The organism is Parasediminibacterium sp. HNIBRBA5674 (assembly GCF_056745525.1).
The window spans coordinates 37,829-59,652 of sequence record NZ_JBQWIE010000018.1 but is presented as its reverse complement, the minus strand read 5'-3'; the positions used below and the strand labels follow the sequence as shown (position 1 = coordinate 59,652).

General features: G+C 35.5%; 16 protein-coding genes and 1 tRNA gene. 6 read left to right on the top strand and 11 right to left on the bottom strand.

Going from position 1 to position 21,824, the window contains the following annotated elements; all coding sequences use genetic code 11:
- Window positions 1-59: 59 nt before the first annotated feature.
- A complete protein-coding gene (locus tag ACT9TX_RS10410) occupies window positions 60-1,397 on the top strand; it encodes a Gfo/Idh/MocA family protein (protein ID WP_481338224.1) in 1,338 nt (445 codons plus the stop codon).
- Window positions 1,398-1,749: 352 nt separating this feature from the next.
- Here the strand turns inward: ACT9TX_RS10410 and ACT9TX_RS10405 are convergent, their stop codons facing one another.
- The 4 genes from ACT9TX_RS10405 to ACT9TX_RS10390 are packed head-to-tail and all read right to left on the bottom strand — an operon-like array spanning window position 1,750 to window position 5,297.
- Window positions 1,750-2,745 (bottom strand): HNH endonuclease, encoded by a 996-nt coding sequence (locus ACT9TX_RS10405; protein ID WP_481338223.1) that lies wholly within the window; start codon window positions 2,743-2,745, stop codon window positions 1,750-1,752.
- Window positions 2,742-3,779: a DNA cytosine methyltransferase gene (locus tag ACT9TX_RS10400; protein ID WP_481338222.1), complete on the bottom strand. Its 1,038-nt coding sequence runs from the start codon at window positions 3,777-3,779 to the stop codon at window positions 2,742-2,744. Before ACT9TX_RS10400 ends, ACT9TX_RS10405 begins: the two co-directional genes overlap by 4 nt.
- Window positions 3,779-4,990 (bottom strand): DNA cytosine methyltransferase, encoded by a 1,212-nt coding sequence (locus ACT9TX_RS10395; protein ID WP_481338221.1) that lies wholly within the window; start codon window positions 4,988-4,990, stop codon window positions 3,779-3,781. The genes ACT9TX_RS10400 and ACT9TX_RS10395 overlap by 1 nt, the downstream gene beginning before the upstream one ends.
- 1 nt (window position 4,991) lies before the next feature.
- Entirely contained in the window at window positions 4,992-5,297 is a 306-nt protein-coding gene (locus ACT9TX_RS10390; protein ID WP_481338220.1) for a helix-turn-helix domain-containing protein, read from the bottom strand.
- 413 nt (window positions 5,298-5,710) lie between these two features.
- Here ACT9TX_RS10390 and ACT9TX_RS10385 point away from each other — a divergent pair, with 413 nt between their 5' ends.
- From ACT9TX_RS10385 to ACT9TX_RS10370, 4 genes are all read left to right on the top strand, one after another.
- Window positions 5,711-6,208, top strand: a complete 498-nt coding sequence (locus tag ACT9TX_RS10385; protein WP_481338219.1) for a hypothetical protein — start codon at window positions 5,711-5,713, stop codon at window positions 6,206-6,208.
- A gap of 93 nt (window positions 6,209-6,301) precedes the next feature.
- Complete coding sequence (locus tag ACT9TX_RS10380; RefSeq protein WP_481338218.1) at window positions 6,302-6,712, top strand: hypothetical protein; 411 nt, start codon at window positions 6,302-6,304, stop codon at window positions 6,710-6,712.
- Window positions 6,713-7,001: 289 nt separating this feature from the next.
- A complete protein-coding gene (locus tag ACT9TX_RS10375; RefSeq protein ID WP_481338217.1) occupies window positions 7,002-7,781 on the top strand; it encodes an SDR family NAD(P)-dependent oxidoreductase in 780 nt (259 codons plus the stop codon).
- Between the two features lie 63 nt (window positions 7,782-7,844).
- Window positions 7,845-7,918 (top strand) — tRNA-Arg (locus ACT9TX_RS10370).
- Window positions 7,919-8,039: 121 nt separating this feature from the next.
- Here ACT9TX_RS10370 and ACT9TX_RS10365 read toward each other — a convergent pair.
- The 3 genes from ACT9TX_RS10365 to ACT9TX_RS10355 form a co-directional block, all read right to left on the bottom strand.
- Complete coding sequence (locus ACT9TX_RS10365) at window positions 8,040-8,231, bottom strand: hypothetical protein (protein WP_481338216.1); 192 nt, start codon at window positions 8,229-8,231, stop codon at window positions 8,040-8,042.
- A gap of 221 nt (window positions 8,232-8,452) precedes the next feature.
- Complete coding sequence (locus ACT9TX_RS10360; RefSeq protein WP_481338215.1) at window positions 8,453-9,583, bottom strand: efflux RND transporter periplasmic adaptor subunit; 1,131 nt, start codon at window positions 9,581-9,583, stop codon at window positions 8,453-8,455.
- A 56-nt stretch (window positions 9,584-9,639) separates the two neighbouring features.
- Window positions 9,640-13,989 (bottom strand): CusA/CzcA family heavy metal efflux RND transporter, encoded by a 4,350-nt coding sequence (locus ACT9TX_RS10355; RefSeq protein WP_481338214.1) that lies wholly within the window; start codon window positions 13,987-13,989, stop codon window positions 9,640-9,642.
- Between the two features lie 16 nt (window positions 13,990-14,005).
- Between ACT9TX_RS10355 and ACT9TX_RS10350 the strand changes: the two genes are divergently transcribed.
- Window positions 14,006-14,176 carry a hypothetical protein gene (locus ACT9TX_RS10350; RefSeq protein WP_481338213.1) on the top strand — a complete coding sequence of 57 codons (171 nt, stop codon included), beginning with the start codon at window positions 14,006-14,008 and terminating at the stop codon, window positions 14,174-14,176.
- A gap of 3 nt (window positions 14,177-14,179) precedes the next feature.
- On the opposite strand, the gene ACT9TX_RS10345 is transcribed toward ACT9TX_RS10350, so the two are convergent.
- From ACT9TX_RS10345 to ACT9TX_RS10330, 4 genes are all read right to left on the bottom strand, one after another.
- Window positions 14,180-14,572 carry a hypothetical protein gene (locus ACT9TX_RS10345; RefSeq protein ID WP_481338212.1) on the bottom strand — a complete coding sequence of 131 codons (393 nt, stop codon included), beginning with the start codon at window positions 14,570-14,572 and terminating at the stop codon, window positions 14,180-14,182.
- A 29-nt stretch (window positions 14,573-14,601) separates the two neighbouring features.
- The gene (locus ACT9TX_RS10340; protein WP_481338211.1) at window positions 14,602-16,029 is read right to left on the bottom strand and encodes a type III PLP-dependent enzyme domain-containing protein; all 1,428 of its coding nucleotides are present in this window, start codon (window positions 16,027-16,029) and stop codon (window positions 14,602-14,604) included.
- Between the two features lie 151 nt (window positions 16,030-16,180).
- Complete coding sequence (locus tag ACT9TX_RS10335; protein WP_481338210.1) at window positions 16,181-16,681, bottom strand: DinB family protein; 501 nt, start codon at window positions 16,679-16,681, stop codon at window positions 16,181-16,183.
- Window positions 16,682-16,865: 184 nt separating this feature from the next.
- Window positions 16,866-21,791: a translocation/assembly module TamB domain-containing protein gene (locus ACT9TX_RS10330; protein WP_481338209.1), complete on the bottom strand. Its 4,926-nt coding sequence runs from the start codon at window positions 21,789-21,791 to the stop codon at window positions 16,866-16,868.
- Window positions 21,792-21,824: the final 33 nt, after the last annotated feature.

Here is a 21,824-nt window from a genome sequence, read left to right as displayed (position 1 = left end):
TTTTATGAGCCCTGACGAAGCAATTCATCAGGGCTAATTTGTTTTAAAACCATTGCCATATGTCATCAAACTCTAGAAGAGACTTTCTACAAAAGTCTGCACTTTTAATGGGCGGTACTGCCGCTGCAAGTGCCTTCAACAATCAAGTATTTGCATTTTTCAAAAAAAACATTATGCCGAGCGACCAAGTAAATATTGGTGCCATTGGCATTAATGGTATGGGCTGGTCAGATTTAACGGCAGCCTTAAAAATTCCCGGCGTAAATGTGATTGCCCTTTGCGATGTTGATAAAAATGTGTTGGATAAGCGCATGGCAGATTTAGCCAAAATGAATATTGACACCAGTAAAATAAAGCTATACAACGATTATAGACAATTACTTGACCAAAAAGATATTGATGCAGTCATCATTGGCACACCAGACCATTGGCATGCCTTACAAATGATTCACGCATGTGAAGCAGGAAAAGATGTGTACATAGAAAAACCTGTAGGCAACTCAATTATTGAATGTAGAACAATGGTGGCGGCGCAGCAACGTTATGGCAAAATGGTACAAGCTGGCCAGTGGCAGCGTAGCCAGCAACATTTTGGTGATGCCATAAAATTTGTACACAGTGGGCAACTTGGCAATATTAGAACTGTAAAAACATGGTGCTATTTAGATTGGAAACAGCCGCTAGACGTAAAGCCAAATGCGCCAGTACCAGCAGGTGTTGATTATACAAAATGGCTAGGCCCAGCTATGCAAAGGCCCTTTAATCCCAACCGTTTTCATTTTACATTTCGTTGGTTTTGGGATTATGCAGGCGGTTTAATGACCGATTGGGGTGTGCATTTGCTAGACTATGCCCTACTTGGTATGCAAGTAGATACACCAAAATCAATCGTAACTGTTGGTGGTAAATTTGCGAAGCCAGATTCAGCGGATGAAACACCAGACACTTTGATGGCTTTGTACGAATTTGATAATTTCAATATCATTTGGGATCATGCAGTAGGCATAGGTAATGGTGATTACAATCGTACACATGGCATTGCATTTATAGGCAATAATGGCACGTTGGTTTTAAATAGAGACGGCTGGGAAGTAATTGAAGAAAAGAAAAATGCACACAAAGTAGTAGTACCATTTACCAAACAAATAGACAATGGCTTAAACAAGCATATGGACAACTTTATTAGCGTTGTAAAATCTAGAAAAGCAGAGGACCTGCACTGCCCTATTCAAGCAGGTGCAGCTATTGCTTCGCTATCGCAAATGGGCAATATTGCTTACCGCAGCCAGCAAAAATTATTTTGGAATAAAACAACCAATCAATTTACTGATAATGCTATCAACAAAAAATATTTGATGGCCAATTATCATAATGGTTATAAACTACCCAATGTTTAAAGCGTATACATGTAAAACCTTTTGCAAGAAAATACCTGTTGCAATTTTTAGCGTTGCAAAATAAAATGCAACAGACAAAACTGCAACATGTGTGTTGCAGTTTTGAAGATTTTTGTGCAAACTGCAACAGATTGTGGATAGCTATGGCAGATTTGTAAATGCTAGTTCATGATGATGCAAAAAGTTGCAATTCTACTGAGCCGAGATAATTGAGGGATTAGGAAAACCCTTTTATCTGTTTAGGCGACATGCCCTTAGGAAATTGTCATCGCCTAGCAGAAAGACTTTTCCGCTAGGTAAGCTTTGAGAGTGAATTTTGTTTCTTGTAAATATTCCTATATTAACATGTCAACTAGCTAATTCCTCTTGCTTGGTTTGCTAAATTTATGTTTTCTATGTTTGGTCTTAGTGTGTGGTTTGTAGGTAGTTGTATTTTGTCAAATGCCAGTGCTTGGAATTTTCTAAACCCTGAATCCAAACCCACTTTTTCCAAGTACTCCATTTTCGTCGTGTTGATTAAAATATTAAAATCTGTGTCAAAATATATTAATGAACGGTCATAGGCAGTATGATGTAAAGCACAAAGACTTATTCCATTGCCAATTTCATCAGTTCCTTTTTCGTGAGAATGAGGAACAATGTGAGCAGCTTCTACAAGCTCTAACCCAATGCTACACATTGCACATTTGTTATTGTAAGCATCGTAAACTAGAGATTTGAACCTTGGGTCACGTTTATACCTTGTGTGTGTGATTGTTAAATGCCCTTCTGGGAAATCCACCTCACCATCAAGATTTTGTGTATTTAATGTGTCCGATTGATTAACTAAAGCAAGTAATTCAACATCATTTAGCAAATGAATATTTGATAAATTCTCTAGATACAAACCCAAATAGTCTGGTAGAAAACTTAGAACAGATTGACCTTTTGTGTCTCTATATGCAGCGATTTTACTTGTGGCAGCATGTCTTTGAACAGAAAATCTTGAGTACAGTGATATAGTTTGTTTTCGGTTAAACCTATCTCTCATTAAGAAAGGATTCCAAGCAGTAAAAACCTTTTCATCTGCTAAATAACCTAGCATTATTACGTCAGTTCCCGAATTCATTGCAGCATTGAAATTTTTAGATTTCGCAACCTGGATTCTGCATTCATCTTGATTGCCTCTACCTTCTCCAGATTCGTGAACATTATGTATAAAAACATAAAATGTCTTTTTATTTATTGAAAATCTGTAAGGATTTTTTCCGTCAATGAAGACCACATTGTCTGAATACAAACGTAAACTGTCAATGAGTAAATATTTCAAATCTGATGGCGTCAAATTGATTGTATTTCTTACACTCATAGTTTAAAGTATTGTTTTTTAATTTCTTTAGCAAAGTGAAAAGCCAACAATGGCGGTACTGCATTTCCTATTTGCCTCCATTGCTCTTTAAAACTTCCAATAAATATATGTTTATCTTCAAAAGACTGTATTCGTTTTATTTCATTTATTCGCAAAAATCTATTTTTCCAGTGAAACGGACCCATATTATTTGAATGACTTGCTTGTATTGTCCAAGAAGGTCTTTCGGGTGAAAGTTTCAATAAAAAAGACCAATATCTCGAACGCCATACAAAAATTGGCTTTGGATGATTTCTTTCTTTTGTAAAAAAAAGATAGTTATCGCCCGCTGGAATTTTCTTTAATAACTCTTTATGTTTAGACCCTGCCTCCATTTTTGAGTCTTCGGGTAAATCAAAATCTATATCATTTAAAATATCACCACAAGTAACCCACTTTTTTAATTTCGTTTCAGGCTTTGGATTTTCAGTATGCGTTGGCTTTGGAAAGATAAAATCCGCCATACTTTTTTTTATGCCAACACAAATAAACCTTTGTCTTGTTTGTGCTACGCCAAAGTCTGCGGCATTAACAACATTATGAAATATTTTATACCCAAGTCTTTCGCTTTCTGCCTCAACTAGTTCTAAAGCAGACTTATGAGGTTTGAATACAAAGCCGTGAACATTTTCAAAAAAGAAAAATTTTGGGTTTAAATCTTGGACTGCTCTAAAATAATTCGATACAGTCATAAAACCATCCTCGTCATTTATTCCTCTTTCTTTTTCCTTTCTATAAAACCTTGATTTTGAAAATGGGGGGCAAGGCGGGCCTCCAACTAACCCATCAATTTCCTTGTGATTGTTTTTGATTTTCTTAAAGTCAATATTTTCAATTGTATCGCAAACTATTTCTGCGTTCGGGAAATTTGCATTCAAAGAGTCACAAGCTCTATCCCAAATATCGCATGCAAAAACAGTCTCAAAACCAGCTTTTTCAAAACCAAAATCAATACCGCCTACACCTGAGAATATACTTACAATTTTTGGTTTCATTAAATATTAAAAATTAAATGGTTTACCATTGCCTTACCAAGCAATGCTGGAACAGCATTGCCTATTTGTTTTTGAACCGAACGTCTAGTTCCTACAAAATGGTAATCCTCAGGGAATGTTTGAATAGCAGCACTTTCGGGAACTCTTAATCTTCTATTATTCCAATGAAATGGACCAACCCAGGGGCCGGGTTGGGCAGCAATTGTCCAAGATGGTTTATTAGGATGAAGTTTTAATAAGAAACTCCAAAATCTTTTGTTTGCTAAAAATTTGGGGTTAGGGTGTCCACTTCTTTCTGATAGAGCAAAATAGTTTTGACCTGGCGGAATTTGTTTTAATTCTTCATCATATGTTTTTCCTGTTGTTAATTCTTCGGGTTCAAAATATTGGTCATTATCAAATTTGCCTATCCAGTCAATCACTTTTTCATATGGCAAAAGATTATTGTTCATCATTATTTCAATTTCTTCGCCGTGAGTTTTTATCGGATTTCCCACGATGCCTTTTTTTGATGCAATAAAAAAAACTCTTTTCCTTTTTTGTGGCACCCCAAAATCTTGAGCATTTGCTCTATACACTATAAACTTATAACCCAATTTGTCAATAGCTTCTGTCAAGTCTGAAACTGCATTTGCATTTTTTGGGTGCATTAAACTCTCAACGTTTTCCAGTAAAAAACCATCAGGTTTTAATTCTTCTACAATTCGCAAATATTGACCAATCATATTTCGGGGGTCTTCACTCCCAAGTCTATTTTTGTGAGTAACCCAATAACCTGCTTTTGAAAATGGCTGGCAAGGTGGCCCACCTACTAGGATAAGTTTTTCAGGTTTATTTTCCTTTATTATTTGGGTATAATCAGATGCAGTCATTTCTTTTATATCTCTGTGAAAATGCTTTGAATGAGCAAAATATTTATTTGACCTCATTGTAGCTACACTATCTCTATCAAAATCTAAACTTGAAATAACTTTAGAACCTGCTAATTGAGAACCTATGTCTAACCCACCTGCACCAGAGAAGAACCCTATTGTTTGAATTTTACTATCAATAATTTCATCAACCTTATCATTAACTGTATAGCCTCTTTGATTATACTTGATACCGATAAATTCTTTTTTTGGGTGAATAACAAAATCATCCTCAAAAAGTCTAATCTGCGGCTCTTCAACAAGCATTAACGATTCTTTTGGAAACTTATATTGTAACATACTAGTGTTTATAGTTTTTAATTAAATACTTTACTTTTTGTTCAGCTAAATGGAAAACCGCTTCATCCACATTTTCAGAATAGACCTTGTTTGCAAATTTTTCACTTAGTAATTCAGTTTTCATCTTTTCTAAATCAAGAGAAAAGATTTTACAAAAAAGAGGTAGCTTCTTTTCGTCAAAACTTCTTTTACCAGTTTCTATTTTACTAAGATTTGCAGAATCCATATCTAGCATCGCAGCAAGCTTTGTCAAAGTCCAATCTTTGTCTTTCCTTAACTGTCTTACTTGGTCTCCAAAATTTTCCATTTTTGATTTGATTTAAAAATCTTGTCAATAGATGACAAATATAAGTTCTAGTCGTTGTTTACTACCATAAAATTGCGAATTTTTTTAGCAATTTTATCTTTTCAGAGTTACTTAATTGTTCAGTTTTGAAACTGGTTGATGCATGTTATTAAAGACACTAAATACTTTAATACAAAGGGTATCTTGGGCTTTATTAGGAATAAAGATTTATTGTTATAGCGTCTAAAAGATCTTCTCTAATACTAAGAACATAAACTATAATTAATCTATTTAATAAACCTAGTTTAATATTTTCAATGTTAGCGTGTTTTCTTTAACCTTGTTGCAATTCTCATTGTTGCAAAATAAATTGCAACAAGTAAAACTGCAACAAACTCGTTGCAGTTTTATAAATTTGTACCAAAATTGCAACAATGAATTTTATATTAAGCATCAGGCAAGCATTAGGTATATCGCAAGCTGCATTTGCAACATTGGTAGATTGTGACCGTGGCTTACTATCTATGGCAGAAACTAGTAAGCGAAACTTGCCCACAACCGCTAGCCTTGCGATGGTGGCTATTCAAAATGCCCTACTTACTACAGAACAATTGGCTAATACCACTACCCCACCCGATGCTGCCACCCAAACCATGCTGAACAAGCATATAAAAACCTGCGAGGCACAATTACAACAACAACAATTGCAATTAGCAGCCATTACCGAAAAATTGCAACAAGCACAGCAATTGCTACATGTGGCTAGTGTATTGGGTACAGATAGTTCACTCACAGAAACTGCCCGCCTACAATGGGCTATACTGCAACGAAAAGCAAGTAGTAAACTAAAAAAATACCACTTGCTGCGAGTGCAAACGCTGATAGCCATCAGTGGCCTAGAAGCCGAAATAACTTGCGCTAAAACATTTTAAATGATTATATTTATTTTAACAGTTAACGAACTGTAATGCATATAGCAATTTTTTATTTTTGAAATGGCTGATAAAACAACAGCCATTTAATATATGCCTTACTCTTTTAACTTGATTACGCAAACTGCCGAAGCAGATAGCCTAATTAAAACCGCCGAGCGTGACCAACGCACATTAGTAGCCCGCAAGCAATCGCTTGAGGTACGTACCGAAAACTCTGCTGAGGACATTGTAGAAACAAGTGCCGAAATAGCAGAAATAAATGCAGAATTGACTAACACGAATGCATTATTAGCGGTATTACCCGAGGGCGAAAAAAAGGAAATAGAAATTACGAAGAAACTAGAATTGGAATTACGCCTTAGAAAACTAAATCAAAGTGGCAGCAAGCAAAACGCAGTATCGGTGCTAGAAAGAGAATATGATATAGCATTGATGGATGCGCAGTTACAAAAAATTACGGCTTTTATTGCTGAAGTTACAGCGCATAAAGCTACCTTATGATGAGCGCAATGGTTGCTAGGTTTTACTAAAGCCGCACGTTTATTGGTGCGGCTTTTTTGTGCCTCAACGGTAGGTATTGGTGATATAACAACCCACCTGTTTACTGATAATGTCATCAACAAAAAATATTTGATGGCCAATTATCATAGTGGCTATAACCTACCCAATGTTTAATCAATTCATTTACTGATAATTATCATCCATTTTAAAGCGCAACCGTTAGGTAATAAAACTAACTTTGCGCTTTATTAGCTATTACAAGTAGCAACCAATATTAAACTGTGTTTTTATGAGTTATGCCCTTATCACTGGTGCTAGCAAAGGCATCGGTAGAGCTATTGCAGAACAGTTAGCCAAAAGAAATATCAACGTTTTGCTAGTTGCAAGAAGCGAGGATTTGTTGAGAGAATTTGCAGAACAATTGATGAACACCTACAAAATTGACGCAAAATACCTAGCAGTTGATTTATCATTAGACGCTGCGTCGCAGCATATTACTAATTGGGTTGCTGAGAATAATTTTGCCGTAAATATTCTAGTAAACAATGCAGGGTACGGCTTGAGCGGTGCCTTTACAAAATATAAATTTCAACAACATAGCGATATGATGCAGGTAAATATGACGGTACCTGTTCAGCTTACGTATTTACTGCTACCAATTTTACAAAAACAGCCAGCAAGCTACATTCTTAATATTGCTAGTTCAGCGGCTTACCAAGCAGTGCCGGGCTTAAGTTTGTACGCAGCTACTAAATCTTTTGTTTTAAGCTTTAGCAGAGGTTTAAAATACGAATTGCGCCATAGCAATGTATCAGTAACAGTTGTTTGCCCAGGTGCAACAGATACTGACTTCCCTAATAGAGCTGATGTAACGACAGAAAAAGCAAAAAAATTAGCCGCTCAGTTTAACATGCAGCCAAGTAATGTTGCAGAGCAAGCCATTAATGCCATGTTTGCGAAAAAAAGTGAAGTGGTTACTGGCTTTGTAAATAAAGTGAACTTGCTTTTAACTTGGTTACTACCGAAAAAGATATTAGAAAAAGCCGCAGCAGATATCTATGGCTTATAAAAAAGTTGCAGAACATTTGTTTGTTTCAAAAATGCGCTTATATTTGCAACCCGAAAGGAAAATGGCTTCGTAGCTCAACTGAATAGAGCATCTGACTACGGATCAGAAGGTTTCAGGTTTGAATCCTGACGAGGTCACTTTAAAAGCTTCACAATTGTGAAGCTTTTTTGTTTTTAACCACTACTACTTGAACTAGAGAACTAATAAAAAAGCCTCAGAACAATTGTTTTGAGGCTTTTTAAAGTATGTTTTATAGAATTACATTTTCCATCTATCAGTCAACTTGGTTCTTAACGCTGGTTTCATTTTGCGTTGAATGTTCCATAAATCTGTTGCGTTAAAAGTATTTGATTTAATATCGTTTGCAACAGTTTCTTTTGTTTCAGTTAATAATGCTTTTAACTGTTCATTTTCCATCTGAATAACAGATGCATTTACTTGCTGTTTCATAATTTATCCTTTATTGTTCTTTAATTACAATTTTGTTCGAGCAACAAATCAGATGGCAGCTAATAAAATAAAAATCGTTGTAGAAGTACTTCAGGTATCAATCAAACGCTTGAAGAAATTTACTTGCTCGTTTTCGAGGTGCAAATGTATATCAATACTTCAAGCAGCCTGAGTTTAAAAGGCTAAGACTTTGTTAAATGTGTAACATTTACACACATACCCTACTCTTCTGACTTGTTCTTCAAGCTCATTAATAAGGTGTAAGCACCTTTCTGAACAATATTTTTGCTTGCCAATAACTCACCATTTTTCACTTCAATTATACCATTATTAGCTTCGCCAGTTTGCACTTCTAGCATTTGAAATTGCTTGTCTGCAACTTGTGTAAATACATATTGCTTGTTTTCGAATCTTACAATGGCATCCTCAGGTAAAGCATACACTTTGGCATTAGTTACTTTAATTTCAGCATTCATATAAGTACCAGGAATTAAAGATTTGTCGTAATCTTCAAAATGGCAATGCACATCTGTATTTCTTTCAGATGATAAGTCTTTACCAATTAGCAACACTTCACACTCATGCTTCTTCTCAGGTTGATTGTTGGTATAAGCAATTAACTTCTGCCCAATAAATAACTTATCTACGTCTTTTTCATATACTTTAAGTGCCAAGTGAATGTCTGTAGGATTGATTAATTCAAACAACACATCTGTAGGCGACACATATTTGCCAATATTTACATTAACCTTAGAAACATAACCGTTTATAGGCGAATAAATATTGACGCTTCTGCTAATAGTAGTTTCATTAATTTTTGACACATTAATACCTGCTAATTGCAGCTTTTCTGCCAAAGCAGTAATCAGCACTTTCTGAGTTTTATAATCGCTTTCTGCTAGCTGATACACTTTATCGCTACTTGCTTTACTTGCGTTTAATTCTTTCTGACGCTGATATTCATTTTCCAAATAGCTAATTTTTGCTTTAGCTGTTAAGTAATCTTGCTGCAATTGTATGTATTGTTGGTCTTCCATTACTGCAATTACTTCGCCTTTACTTACGTGCTGACCTGGCAATAGCTTGGTAGTTTTTAAATAGCCACCAAGCGGTACACTTATCGATACAATATTTTGTGGTGGCACATCTATTTTGCCATTTACACGCAGTATTGTTGACATTGATTGCTGACCAATTTTACCAAGCACTAAAGCTGCATTTTTATATTGCGCATCAGTAAGGGTAATAATATTAGTTTTCAATTCTTCGGCTTTGGCTTCTTCAGCGGCTTTTTTGGTACCACAAGCAGCCATTACAACTATAGTTATTGCTAAAAAAAATGTATTTTTCATGTGCTAATGTATTTTTATACACAACTTGTTTTATGATTTTCAAGCTGCGCAAATAGTTATTTATTAATCAGATAATTCAATTCAATAATGGCATCATTCAAGCTTTTTACAGCTTCAACATAATCGCTTTTTACAGTAGTTGCTTGATGCATTAATTGTACCCATTCTAGGTAATTGATGTTGCCACTTGCAAGCTGTTGATTTGCCGTAGTTGTAATAAGAATCGCATTTTTAAGCGCTGTACTTTCATAATAACTAACAGTTTGCTTATGCTTTTCAATCGTCTGTAATTGTTGATTGTATTCGCTTTGAAGGCTTTGCAAGGCTACGTTAAAATTATCTTTCGCTACTTGTTCGCTAAACTTTGCACTAGCAATTTTTTCCTTTTGCGCCTTCGTGAAAATAGGAATACCCACACCTACCTGCACAGAACTAAAGCGCTGTGAAGCCCCATACAACACATTATCGGCACCAGTGCCTTTAATACTTGTATTGTTATAGGCTAATGATACATCTGGCAATAATTTGCTTTTCTCAACTGCCACACTAGCAGCAGCAAGCTGCTGTTGCTGTGCTATAGATTGCATAGCAGGATGCGTTTGCAACAAAGTTGTGTCTCTTAATTGATTAAAGGATAATTGATAGTTTGAAACATCAGGCGTAAAAGCCACTGTGGTGTTTAACAATAACTGAAACTGTAACTGTAATACGCTAGCATCTTGTTGCAATTGGTGTAATTGTATGTCAATTTGCCCTAGCTGTATTTCAGCACTTGCTTTTTCTAGCACATTTGCTTCGCCTTTAGCTAAGCGTAATTCAGCCCTTTTATAGAAAGCCCTGTACAAGCTGTCGGTATATTGCAAAAGCGCTTTTTTTTGATTTAAATACACCAAATTGTAAAACACTTGTGCGACTTGCTTTTTAAGTAATGCTTGTTTAACTGCAACATTCAAAACAGCAGCTTTCCACTCTTGTTGCAGCATTTGTTTTTGCTTTGCATAAACTGTTGGAAAACTCATAGACTGGCCGATACTAAACTTTGTATCGTTGTAAATGCTATTAATCTGACCTGCTTCAGCAATAAAATTGGTTTGTGGTAATAAGGTTGCCGTTTTAGTAAGCATCTGCTGATACTGCGCTTTTAACTGCTCATTTTTTACCTGCAAATTATTCTTTAAAGCCGTGTCAATAGCTGCTTGAAGTGTTATTGGTGTTTGTGCTTGCGCAAATGATGCTACACTCAAAAATCCAACAAGTATTACTACAGTGCTTACGCTCTTTTTGGGCTTTGCCAATCCTTTTTCAAACGTCATATATAGTACAGGCAAAACAAACAGCGTTAAGAAAGTTGCTATCAACAAGCCACCTATCACCACTGTTGCTAGTGGTCTTTGTACTTCTGCACCAGCACCATTGCTTACAGCCATTGGAAAAAAGCCTAACGATGCAACAAATGCTGTCATTAAAACTGGTCTCAATCTTACTTTTGTGCCCATTAGTACAATACGTTTTAAATCGGTTAAACCTTCTTTTTTAAGGCGGTTAAATTCTGCAATTAGTACAATACCATTTAACACTGCTACACCAAACAATGCAATAAAACCAACACCTGCACTGATGCTAAAAGGCATACCACGTAAGGCTAAGAACAAAATACCACCTATGGCAGATAATGGTATAGCTGAGTAAATTAATAGCCCCTGCTTAATAGAATTAAAGGCAAAGTAGAGTAACAAAAAGATGAGTAACAATGATACTGGTACAGCAATTAATAAGCGCTGTTTGGCTGCATTCAAATTTTCAAATGCACCACCATAGGTAACATAGTAACCAGCTGGTAGTTTCAATTGTTTATCTACCTTAGCTTGTAATTCATTTACAATGGTTTGCACATCTCTACCACGTACATTAAACCCAACAACAATTCTACGTTTGGCATCTTCTCTTTGTATTTGGTTAGGCCCTTCTTTTATTTGTACATCAGCTAGTTGATACAAAGGAATTTGAGCGCCTTGTGGTGTAGGTATTAGCAGGTTTTGAACATCTTTTACATCTGTTTTTAAATCGCCTTTTAATTTCACCACCACATCAAAACGCTTCTCGCCTTCAAACAACATACCTGAGCTTTGCCCTGCAAAAGCAGTATTCACAATCTTGTTGATGTCGGCAATATTCAATCCATATTGCGCAATAGTATTTCGATTGTAATTGATGATGATTTGTGGCATACCTGCAACTGCTTCTACATACAAGTTTGCAGCGCCATCAACAGTGTTTACTAATGCACCAAGTTTACTAGCATAAGTAGCTAAGGTATCTAAATCTTCACCAAATATTTTACAAACCACATCTTGTCTTGCGCCAGTCATTAACTCATTAAAACGCATTTGCACAGGAAACTGAAAGCCAGCAGTAACACCTGGTACAGCTTGTAAAGCTTCGCTCATTTTCTCACTTAACTCACTAAAAGTTTTTGCAGATTTCCATTCAGCTTTGGGTTTTAGTATTACCATCATATCGCTTGCATCCATAGGCATTGGGTCGGTAGGTACTTCACCGCTGCCTATTTTGGTCACTACCTTTTCTACCTCAGGAAATTGTGTTTTTAAAATATGAGCTGCTTGCTGTGTGCTTGCAATAGTGGTATTTAAATTACTACCAGTAAGCACCCTAGTATCTACTGCAAAATCGCCTTCTTCTAGTGCAGGGATAAATTCGCCTCCAAGTGTGGTTAATACAAAAACAGCAATAACAAATAAGCTGATAACAGATAGTAGCACCACTTTAGAAAAACCCACTACCCTATCTAATGCGTGTTGATACCAACGCTCAACTTTTTCCATCAATCGGTCTGAGAAGTTGTGCTTGTGTTTTACTTTTTTACTTAAGAAAACAGCACTCATCATTGGTATATAAGTCAATGACAAAATAAATGCCCCAAGCAAGGCAAATGCTACGGTTTGTGCCATTGGCTTAAACATCTTGCCTTCAATACCTTGTAGTGTAAATATGGGCAAGTAAACTACCAAAATGATGATTTGACCAAACACAGCACTATTCATCATTTTACTTGCAGACTGATTGACTTCTTTATCCATTTGTGGCTGTGTCAACTTATCTATCGAAGCGAATTTTTTACCATGAGATAATTGATGCATCACTGCTTCTACAATAATCACGGCACCATCTACAATTAACCCAAAATCTAGCGCACCAAGGCTCATTAAATTACCACTTACGCCAAATAAGTTCATCATAATAATGGCAAACAACATAGCCAATGGAATAACAGAAGCCACCAACAAACCAGCTCTAAAATTACCTAGAAATAGTACCAATACAAATACCACAATTAATGCGCCTTCAAGCAAGTTTTTTTCTACAGTACCTATGGCATTATTTACCATTTTAGTACGGTCTAAAAAAGGTTCAATTAATACACCTTCTGGCAATGTTTTTTGTATTTGCGCTACCCTTTCTTTCACATTTTTAATCACATCGCTACTATTAGCGCCTTTAAGCATCATTACTATTGCACCAGCTACTTCACCCTTATCATTATAGCACATAGCACCATACCTGGTTGCATTACCAATCACCACATCGGCTACATCTCTTATAAACAAAGGATTTCCATTTGATGCACTTTTAATACTGATGTTTTTAATATCATCAATATTGCCAAGCAAACCTTCAGTTCTTATATACAAAACCGTTGAGCCTTTTTCAATATAAGCACCACCTGTATTTTGGTTATTATTTTCTAAGGCTTTAAAAACATCCGCAATGGTAATGTTGTACGATTGCAGTTTATTAGGATCAACCTCTATTGAATATTGCTTAAGCTTACCACCAAAGCTGCTTACTTCTGCAACACCTTTTACGCCTAGCAATTGACGGCGCACTAACCAATCTTGAATGGTACGTAATTCAGTAGAAGTATATTTATTTTCATAACCAGTTTTTGGCCTTACAACGTATTGGTAAATTTCGCCTAAACCTGTACTTACAGGCCCTAGTTCTGGTGTACCAATGCCTTGTGGTATTTGTGATTGCACTTTTTGTAATCGCTCTGCTACTTGTTGCCTAGCCCAGTAAACATCTGTAGCATCGTCAAAAACTATGGTTACCAACGACAAACCAAATCTTGAAAAACTTCTTATTTCTTTTAACCCAGAAATATTGTTATTAGCTTGTTCTATGGGAAAAGTAATTAAGCGCTCTATATCTGTAGCGCCAAATGATGGTGCTACGGTAATTACTTGTACCTGATTATTGGTAATATCTGGCACAGCATCTATTGGCAATTTTGTTACCTGATAGCTACCATAGCCTATAAGGGCAATAACGAAAAGCCCAACAATGAGTTTGTTTTTTATAGCAAACCAAATGATTGCATTAAGCATAAAATATCATTAAAAAATGAGACTATTAGCAAATAATAACTCTGCCATTTTACTTGCTACCTTAAAAAACGGCAACAATATCACTAGCAATAGCATTACAGCCATTAAGAAATCGGTAAGAGGTATTTTTGGCAGTGCCAATAATACCAAACAGCTTGTAGATAATACAAGCGTAACAATAAAATAAATACTAAGCTTGCCTTGGTGGCTGCCAAATATTGGCTAAGTAAGAAGAAGTGAGTAGCTGTTCTTGAATGATATAGTTTTTTTGCTCGGTAATACGTGTAGGCTTTTCAATAGAATAATGTACTGTTAATGGCACAAAAGCCGAAGCAACAATACATGATGCACAATCTGGACAGGCTTTTTTAAAAGGTAATTGCATGTCTCTATCATAGTCAGCATCCTTAGGGCTGCCATGCATATAATGCATATCTAAAAACTCTAGAAAACCTATATTTTTATTTTCTGCACGATGCTCGGCAAAATGTTGAAATACCACAGGCAATTTCAATAGTTGGTAGGCATCTGTAGTTGCAAACAGATACACAGCTAAGAAAAATATGGTAATCAGTTTTTTCAATATCGTAGTAATATATTGGGCTAAAGATATTATAAATAACCTAGTATTTTCAACATACTTTGGGCACTTTGCTCTTTTGCATACACCCAATCTATCAATTTACCGTTTTTATCGTGCTCAATAATTACGTGTTTTGGTGAAGGTATTAAGCAGTGTTTAATACCACCATAACCACTTATTTGGTCCTGATAAGCACCTGTGTGAAAGAAGCCAACATACAAAGGTTCTTTATTACTTTCTTCTTCGCCTTTGTAGTTATTGGTAAGCTTTGGTAAAAACACTTCATTAATATGCTCTTCACTATCGTAATAATCATGACTATCACAAGTAATACCACCTAAAACAACTCGCTGATATTCGTTATCCCATTTATTAATTGGTAGCATTAAAAATTTCTCGCCAATGCCCCAAGTGTCTGGCAAAGTGGTAATAAAAGAGGAATCAATCATGTACCAACACTCTCTATCATTCTGAACTTTCTGGCCAATGATGCTGTAAACATGCGCCATGCTTTCACCTACGGTAAAACTACCAAACTCAGTAAAGATGTTAGGCATAGGCACTTTGGCTTTTTTACAAGCACGTTTAATATTACCAACAATTTCATTAATCATAAATTGGTAATCGTACTCAAAACCAAGCGAGTGCTTAATAGGAAAACCGCCGCCAATATTTATAGAATCTAACTCTGGGCAAATCTTTTTTAACTGACAATATAAGTTGATGACTTTATTCAATTCACTCCAATAGTAAATATCATCTTTAATGCCTTTATTCAAGAAAATGTGTAACATTTTCAGTTGAAACTTATCTTCGAAGCCTTCAATCTCATCTACATAAAATTCTAAAATATCTTTTGGCCTAATACCTAAACGTGAGGTGTAAAATGGGAAACTTGGCTCTTCCTCAGCAGCTACGCGAATACCTAGTTTAAAAGGTTGTTTCACGCTACGTCTGTAGGCTTGTAATTCTTCTTTATTATCCAATATAGGAACTACGTTTTTAAAGCCAGTATTTATCAACCTAGCAATACGTGAGGTGTAGGTTTTTTGTTTGTAACCATTACAAATAATGAATGTTTCTTTATTAATCTTCTTCTTTAAAAAAAGTTGGTTAATAATTTCTATATCGTAAGCAAAAGAAGTTTCTAAGTGAATGTTATGCTTTAATGTTTCTTCTACAATAAAAGAAAAATGCGAGCTTTTGGTACAATAGCAATAGTTGTAAGAGCCCTCGTAGTTATGTTTCTTAAAGGCCTTATCAAACATCATTTTTGCCTTATTTATCTGCATACCAATTTTTGGTAAATAAGTTAATTTCAAAGGCGTACCATATTTATCAATCAATGCTTTTACATCAACATCGTTAAAGGTTAAATTTCCATCCTGATTGCGTTTAAAGCCTTCTTGAGGGAAGTGAAAAGTTTGATCAACCAACGAGGTGTAAGTATTGTTCATGTAGCGAACCTAGGTTTTGATGTTTTATCAAATTGCCTTTGCAGACAGTTATTTTAAAAATGAACACAAAAATAGTAGTTTGACAAACGTAAAGGCATAAAAAAAGGTAAGCATTGTTGCATTACCCCTAATATTTACGTAATTAATGAATTTAAAACTTATCATCAGCAGTTGGGCCATATAAACCCGGTACTTTGTTGCCAGTGCTGCGCAAATACACAATTAACTCGCCACGGTGGTGGTACAAGTGATTAAACAAAAAACCACGCACTACTTGTATACGAGGCATTGGTGGAAAAATAGGCTCTGTACCGCCCATTACCATTTTCCATTCAGTAAACATCGTATCATCTTTTGCAGTTTCTAGTGCCGCTTTTGCCAATAGAAAATTCTCTTCAAACTTAGCTACTATGTTTGCAGCCTTTGTAATGTCGCCTTTATCGTATTTGTAAGATGCCATATCCATCACATCTTGGTGCAACGTTTGTTGATACCAATTGTACACTTCTGCAATGTGCGATGCTAACTGTGCGGTTGTCCAGTTGGCTTCTGAAGGCTTATAGCTTAAAGCACTGTCAGGTATAGCTTTTAGTAATTTTCTGGTGTTTTCTGCTTCATGCAAAAACTCACCGATTAATGATTGAACTAGCATAGAAAATAAATTTAGGTGTTTTAATTTTTAATGCGTTAAAGCTATTAATTAGTTGAACAAAAAGTGCAAACTTGGTAAGCCAAATAAAAAAATAACATTAAAAAAGCGCCACTTGAAAGTGGCGCTTTTAAAACTATTTAGCTTGTAAAATTAATGGCAATACGTCACTAACTTTAATCACCTGCTATGGCTTTTTATTCGTTGTATCTGGTGGTGGAGGGGCAAAAATTACATCTTCCTTTTTTGCAAATACTCTTTCAAAGTCGTGCTTGTAAGATAAGCTAGCCCCTTGCCTATTTCTACGACCAAGAATACCGCCAGTTGCATCTAAATTGTTTTTGGCAAAGAATATTAAACGTAACTGCTTATCGCTAGTTAAAATCCACTCAAGGTTGATGTCTGGTAGAAATTGTAAATTACCATTGGTAAGTGCTGATGTTGCGCCTACATTAAAGTCAAAATCAGCACCGGCAGTTAATATTAATCTATCGTTTAAAAAACTTTTACCTACTTTAAAGTTAAAGTTGGTTCTATCTAAACCATTGTTGCTATTTACACCGCCTGTAGATGAAGCCACCAAGCTAGAACTACTGTACAGCGAGGTACTCACATCTACTTTAATGCTTTTATCCTTAGTAATTTTATACACCAAATTAGACACCACTTTGTTGAGTTGCTTACTGATGGCACCTGACAAGGTTGATACACCAAAATTGTTGATACCGCTACCATTGCCTGCAAATAAACCTTGACCATAAGGCGCAAAAGAACCAAACACGATTAGTGATGTTACCTGCGATAACATTTCACTTTGGTTAGCTTCTATACGTGTTAAAAACTCATTGAAATAAGGGTCGTTTTTGATAGGGCTACCTGTAGGAAACTCAAGACTAAACGTAATGGTTGGCTTGGTTAATTTGTCTTTTAAATGCGCAATTACGTACACATCGCCTCTGTAAGATTTTGTAGCACTACTTACGTTTGCCACTTGCTGATTGGATAATAAATCTGATACACTTACACGCTCTGCCCGATACACCGCATCTATATGAACATCTGCATTGTAAGGGTCACCGTTCCATTCTATAAAATTATCCGCATCAAGCATATCAAATGGCTTACGTATAAAGGATTGGAAATTGAAATCGTACCTACCAAAATCAATATTGTATCTACCTTTAATGGTAAGTGGTGCGGTGGTGCCAGCTAAAATGCGCAACCTACCATTGCCTCTTGCTTTAACCACATCACCTGTTAGCGGATCTAGAATCACATCAATATCTACCTTGGAATCTGCTGTTACATCTAAGTCTACTGTTAAATCAAAGTTGCTCTTTTTGGTTTCGTCGGTTAATTCTGTGCCGTATTGCTTAAACACAATAAAATCTGCCTCACCACTTTGCTTGCTTACGCTGCTTGGTATGTAAATGTGTGAGCTATCATTCGACTCTGCAACAATGGTCATTTTAGCCGCATATTCGGGCCCTTTAAAACTTAAATTAGCCTTGCCAATGGCGTTACCGTAAAACTGTTTGTTGTCTTTTTCTTTAGTGTCTATCAGTAGCAACTTATCGGTTGACATATCGAAGTCGAACACCATGTTTTTAAAACTCTTCTCGTATAGCTTGCCTTTAACTTTTGCGGTGTTTTTATACTTGTCTTTAATGGTCAATTCGCCAAAGTCAATACCATCTGGCTGAAAATTAATAGTTGCACTATCAATATTGTAATACACCTGGGTAAAATTCACTTTTAACCCGCCATTCTTCAGTTTTACCTTACCTGACAATTCTGGGTTTTGAGGATTGCCACTTACTACTAACTGCCCTGTAGCTTTACCACTTAAGTCGGTAAAAACATCACCTAAAAAGCGTTCAAGAATATTAATTTTTGTATCGCTCAAATCTGTGTTTACATACAAGGCATTACCAGTGCTATCTTTTGAGTTGTAATAGCCATCGGTTTTAAACTTATAATCTTCGTTATTAGATTGTATGTTAAAAGGAATTTTACCCGTTTTATTATCGTAGCTACTTGTAATGGTTACTAAGCCAATGCTATCATTATTAAATCTAAATTGCTCTGCTTTTAAATTGGCAGTGGCAGAAAAATCACCATAGAAATCATTCAATCTTATTTCACCAGTCGTTACACCTTCTAAGCGTGGGTCTTTCATTACCAATGACGTCAAATCGCCCAAAACCACATTTTTCATTTTAACGACCAAATCATTGGCATTACTTACTGAACTCAACTCAGTTTCTACTTTTATCTCTTGAAAACCTTGTGTAAACTTCACATTTTCTGCGCTTACAAAGTTTTTCCTAATCACTATTTCACCTTGCTTTTCTAAATCCCATTTCTTGTTGTTTAATACAAAAGCTGATGGTCTAAAATTGATGCGCACACCATCTTCTAGCGTAAATAAATCTGCGTTTAAATTGGCTTCATTGATGGTACTTGTTGCTTTGGTTTGTAAGCTTACCACCGAGTGATTGTTACTAGATTGTACAGCCAATGTTGTGTTAGGAAAGCTCAAGCTATCCCCTATTCTGATATTGGCAACATCACCATTTAAAATCAGCGTATCTAATGTGCCTTCGCCTTTAAAAAAGGCATCGGTTACATGGTATTTATCAAAAGAAAAATTAGGCACAGATGCTAATAGCGTAAATTGATTATTCGCTGTATTAATTGTACCTGTAAGACTAGCATAATCTAAACCTGATAATCGACTATCAATAATTTTAGCGTAGCTATCAAAGTCTTTAGTAGTCAAGTTTACAGAGAAATCTTGGTTTTCTAGTTGCTTTACTGGCGGGTTAAAATAAGCAGGATAATAATGGTTTAAATAGGTTTGAAAAGCCGTTGGCAAATCTAACAATTTATATTGCCTACCGGTTACAGAAGCAGCAAACTCATTACTGCTTGCAGTTAAAGTTCTTACACCATCAGAATCATGTGCTGTAACCACCAATGAGTCGAAACTCAATTTATCATTGGCATGTGTCAAATTAGCGTTTAAAATCTTAGCTGTACCGTCAAATTCATCAATATTTAAACCATAAAAGTTTAAATCGAATAAGCCTGTTAATTCGTACTTATCTTTTGTAAGCTTGATGTTTTGTAAATTACTTTTCACCAAATCACCTAAGATATTGATACGTGGTTTTGGCAAACTAAAGTCAATTTCTATGGTACTTGTAAAGTCAACATTTGGGTCATCTATCTTCAACTCACCATTAAAATATTTCTTTAAAAAAGTGCCGTTGGTGGTAATGTTAGTATAAGTGTAGCCATTAAACTCAAGCAAGCTAAACTTACCATCAAGACTCGATTTCATTTGGCTTAAACTAAAGCTACTACCATCTACTTTACCAGTAAAATTTACCAAACCCAATATTGGGCTATTAATAAACTTACCAAGATTAAAGCGATTGGTAATTAAAGTACCAGTGTAAGAAGGCTCGCCTTTAGACGGAAATTTCATCGCCACATTTGCATCTACCGAACCAATATTTGTACTTAATACACCAACTGTTTTAAAGTCTTTGATGGTGCCATTAAAATTGCCTCTAAATAGTACATCACCTAATGCTGCAATATTCGGGTTGCTCATTCTACGCAATGCAGGAATAACAATGGCCATATCTACGTTATTCGTTTTGATATAACCATCGTTAAAGTTAATCATGGTTTTATCTATATCTGGCAAGCCTTTCATGGCTAGGTTACCAGCAATATTGGTGGTAACACCAGAGCGAATATTGAAGTTTTTAAGCGTAAAATCTGAAATTGTACCAAGAAAATTACCAGTAACTACCGCTTGCTTTTTCCAGCTTTTCAAGTCAGTAGCAAAGTAGGCAATATCATCACTAAATACACTGGTGTTTTTAAACTTAGCATCTAAAAATACATTTCTTGTAAAATGAGCGAAATCATCATTAAAATGCGCAAACTTCATCGCATAATAATCACCTAAGCGGCTTTTATTGGTTTGCAAATCCAGCTTAGCAAGTTCAATTATTTGTGGGGTAATTTTAAGTTTGGTCTTAAGTTTTTTCAGTTCAAAACCACAACGTTCACGGCAACTTATATCCATATTGGCTTTCAACGTATCTCTTACAAATGACAAGTTTTTAAACACACCCTTCAACTGTGTTATCTGTAAATGATTACCGTCAAAACCAGCATCAGCCTTAGTTTCAGTATTTTCATTAATAAATGTGCCGTTATTTAAGCTAAGGCTATCAATGATAAAATTGACACCCAAATTAAATCGTAAAGAAGTATCTTTTGGGTTATCAGGCTTTCTTTTGCGAAGCGCTAATGGCTTAAATTCGGTAAAATGTTGTAAGCTGATATAAGGTTTTTCTACCAGCAAAGTATTTACCTTAAACACATCGTTATTAAAACTCAGTGCGTTTGCATCAAGCAATAAACTATTTACACTAATGGTCATTCTTTCGCCGTTCCATAAGTCGTTTTGCACAAATGTTACGTTCTTCAAGTCAACTTTCTTCAAGTTCACTTCAATGCCTTTTGCGGTATCTTTTTTAGCTTTAGGACTAGAAAAATAGTTGGCGATAAACTGATAATTCCACACACTATCTTTTCGTTGAAGCTTCACCACAGCATCTTCTAAGCCTATAAACTTTAAGTCTATTTTGTCTTTTATAAAAAACCAATCGGTAATACGTAAGCGCAATTGATTTGCATACAAGATGGTATCTTTTTGTTTATCACGAATCAATGTGCCTTCTAAATTCACCTTATCAAATAATGAAAAACTAACACCATTAATACGCACTTCGGTACCTAATGCTTTGGATAACTTTTTTGTGGCAATACCTACCGCCCAAGTTTGTACAAAACTCGTTTGTACCATTAGCAACAAAAAAAAGAATAAAGCGATTACTACAAGAAAAAACCTGCCAGCTTTTTTAAACGTATTGAAAATAATAGCCCACAAGGCAACTATTACAGTGATAACGATGAGCGCTTTATGATTTAAGGGTAATACTTTAGTAAAAAGCCCAAATGCCATAAATAGTAAAGCAGCTATAACTATGTAAATGTCTCTTTTAGATATTTTAGAAAGCTGTTTCAAATACAATTCACTTTATAGCAGTAAAAATAAAGG

Coding starts and splice junctions, on each gene's coding strand:
- ACT9TX_RS10410 (WP_481338224.1), top strand. CDS start 60: ATGTCATCAAACTCTAGAAGAGACTTTCTACAAAAGTCTGCACTTTTA.
- ACT9TX_RS10405 (WP_481338223.1), bottom strand. CDS start 2,745: ATGAGTGTAAGAAATACAATCAATTTGACGCCATCAGATTTGAAATAT.
- ACT9TX_RS10400 (WP_481338222.1), bottom strand. CDS start 3,779: ATGAAACCAAAAATTGTAAGTATATTCTCAGGTGTAGGCGGTATTGAT.
- ACT9TX_RS10395 (WP_481338221.1), bottom strand. CDS start 4,990: ATGTTACAATATAAGTTTCCAAAAGAATCGTTAATGCTTGTTGAAGAG.
- ACT9TX_RS10390 (WP_481338220.1), bottom strand. CDS start 5,297: ATGGAAAATTTTGGAGACCAAGTAAGACAGTTAAGGAAAGACAAAGAT.
- ACT9TX_RS10385 (WP_481338219.1), top strand. CDS start 5,711: ATGAATTTTATATTAAGCATCAGGCAAGCATTAGGTATATCGCAAGCT.
- ACT9TX_RS10380 (WP_481338218.1), top strand. CDS start 6,302: ATGCCTTACTCTTTTAACTTGATTACGCAAACTGCCGAAGCAGATAGC.
- ACT9TX_RS10375 (WP_481338217.1), top strand. CDS start 7,002: ATGAGTTATGCCCTTATCACTGGTGCTAGCAAAGGCATCGGTAGAGCT.
- ACT9TX_RS10365 (WP_481338216.1), bottom strand. CDS start 8,231: ATGAAACAGCAAGTAAATGCATCTGTTATTCAGATGGAAAATGAACAG.
- ACT9TX_RS10360 (WP_481338215.1), bottom strand. CDS start 9,583: ATGAAAAATACATTTTTTTTAGCAATAACTATAGTTGTAATGGCTGCT.
- ACT9TX_RS10355 (WP_481338214.1), bottom strand. CDS start 13,989: ATGCTTAATGCAATCATTTGGTTTGCTATAAAAAACAAACTCATTGTT.
- ACT9TX_RS10350 (WP_481338213.1), top strand. CDS start 14,006: ATGAGACTATTAGCAAATAATAACTCTGCCATTTTACTTGCTACCTTA.
- ACT9TX_RS10340 (WP_481338211.1), bottom strand. CDS start 16,029: ATGAACAATACTTACACCTCGTTGGTTGATCAAACTTTTCACTTCCCT.
- ACT9TX_RS10335 (WP_481338210.1), bottom strand. CDS start 16,681: ATGCTAGTTCAATCATTAATCGGTGAGTTTTTGCATGAAGCAGAAAAC.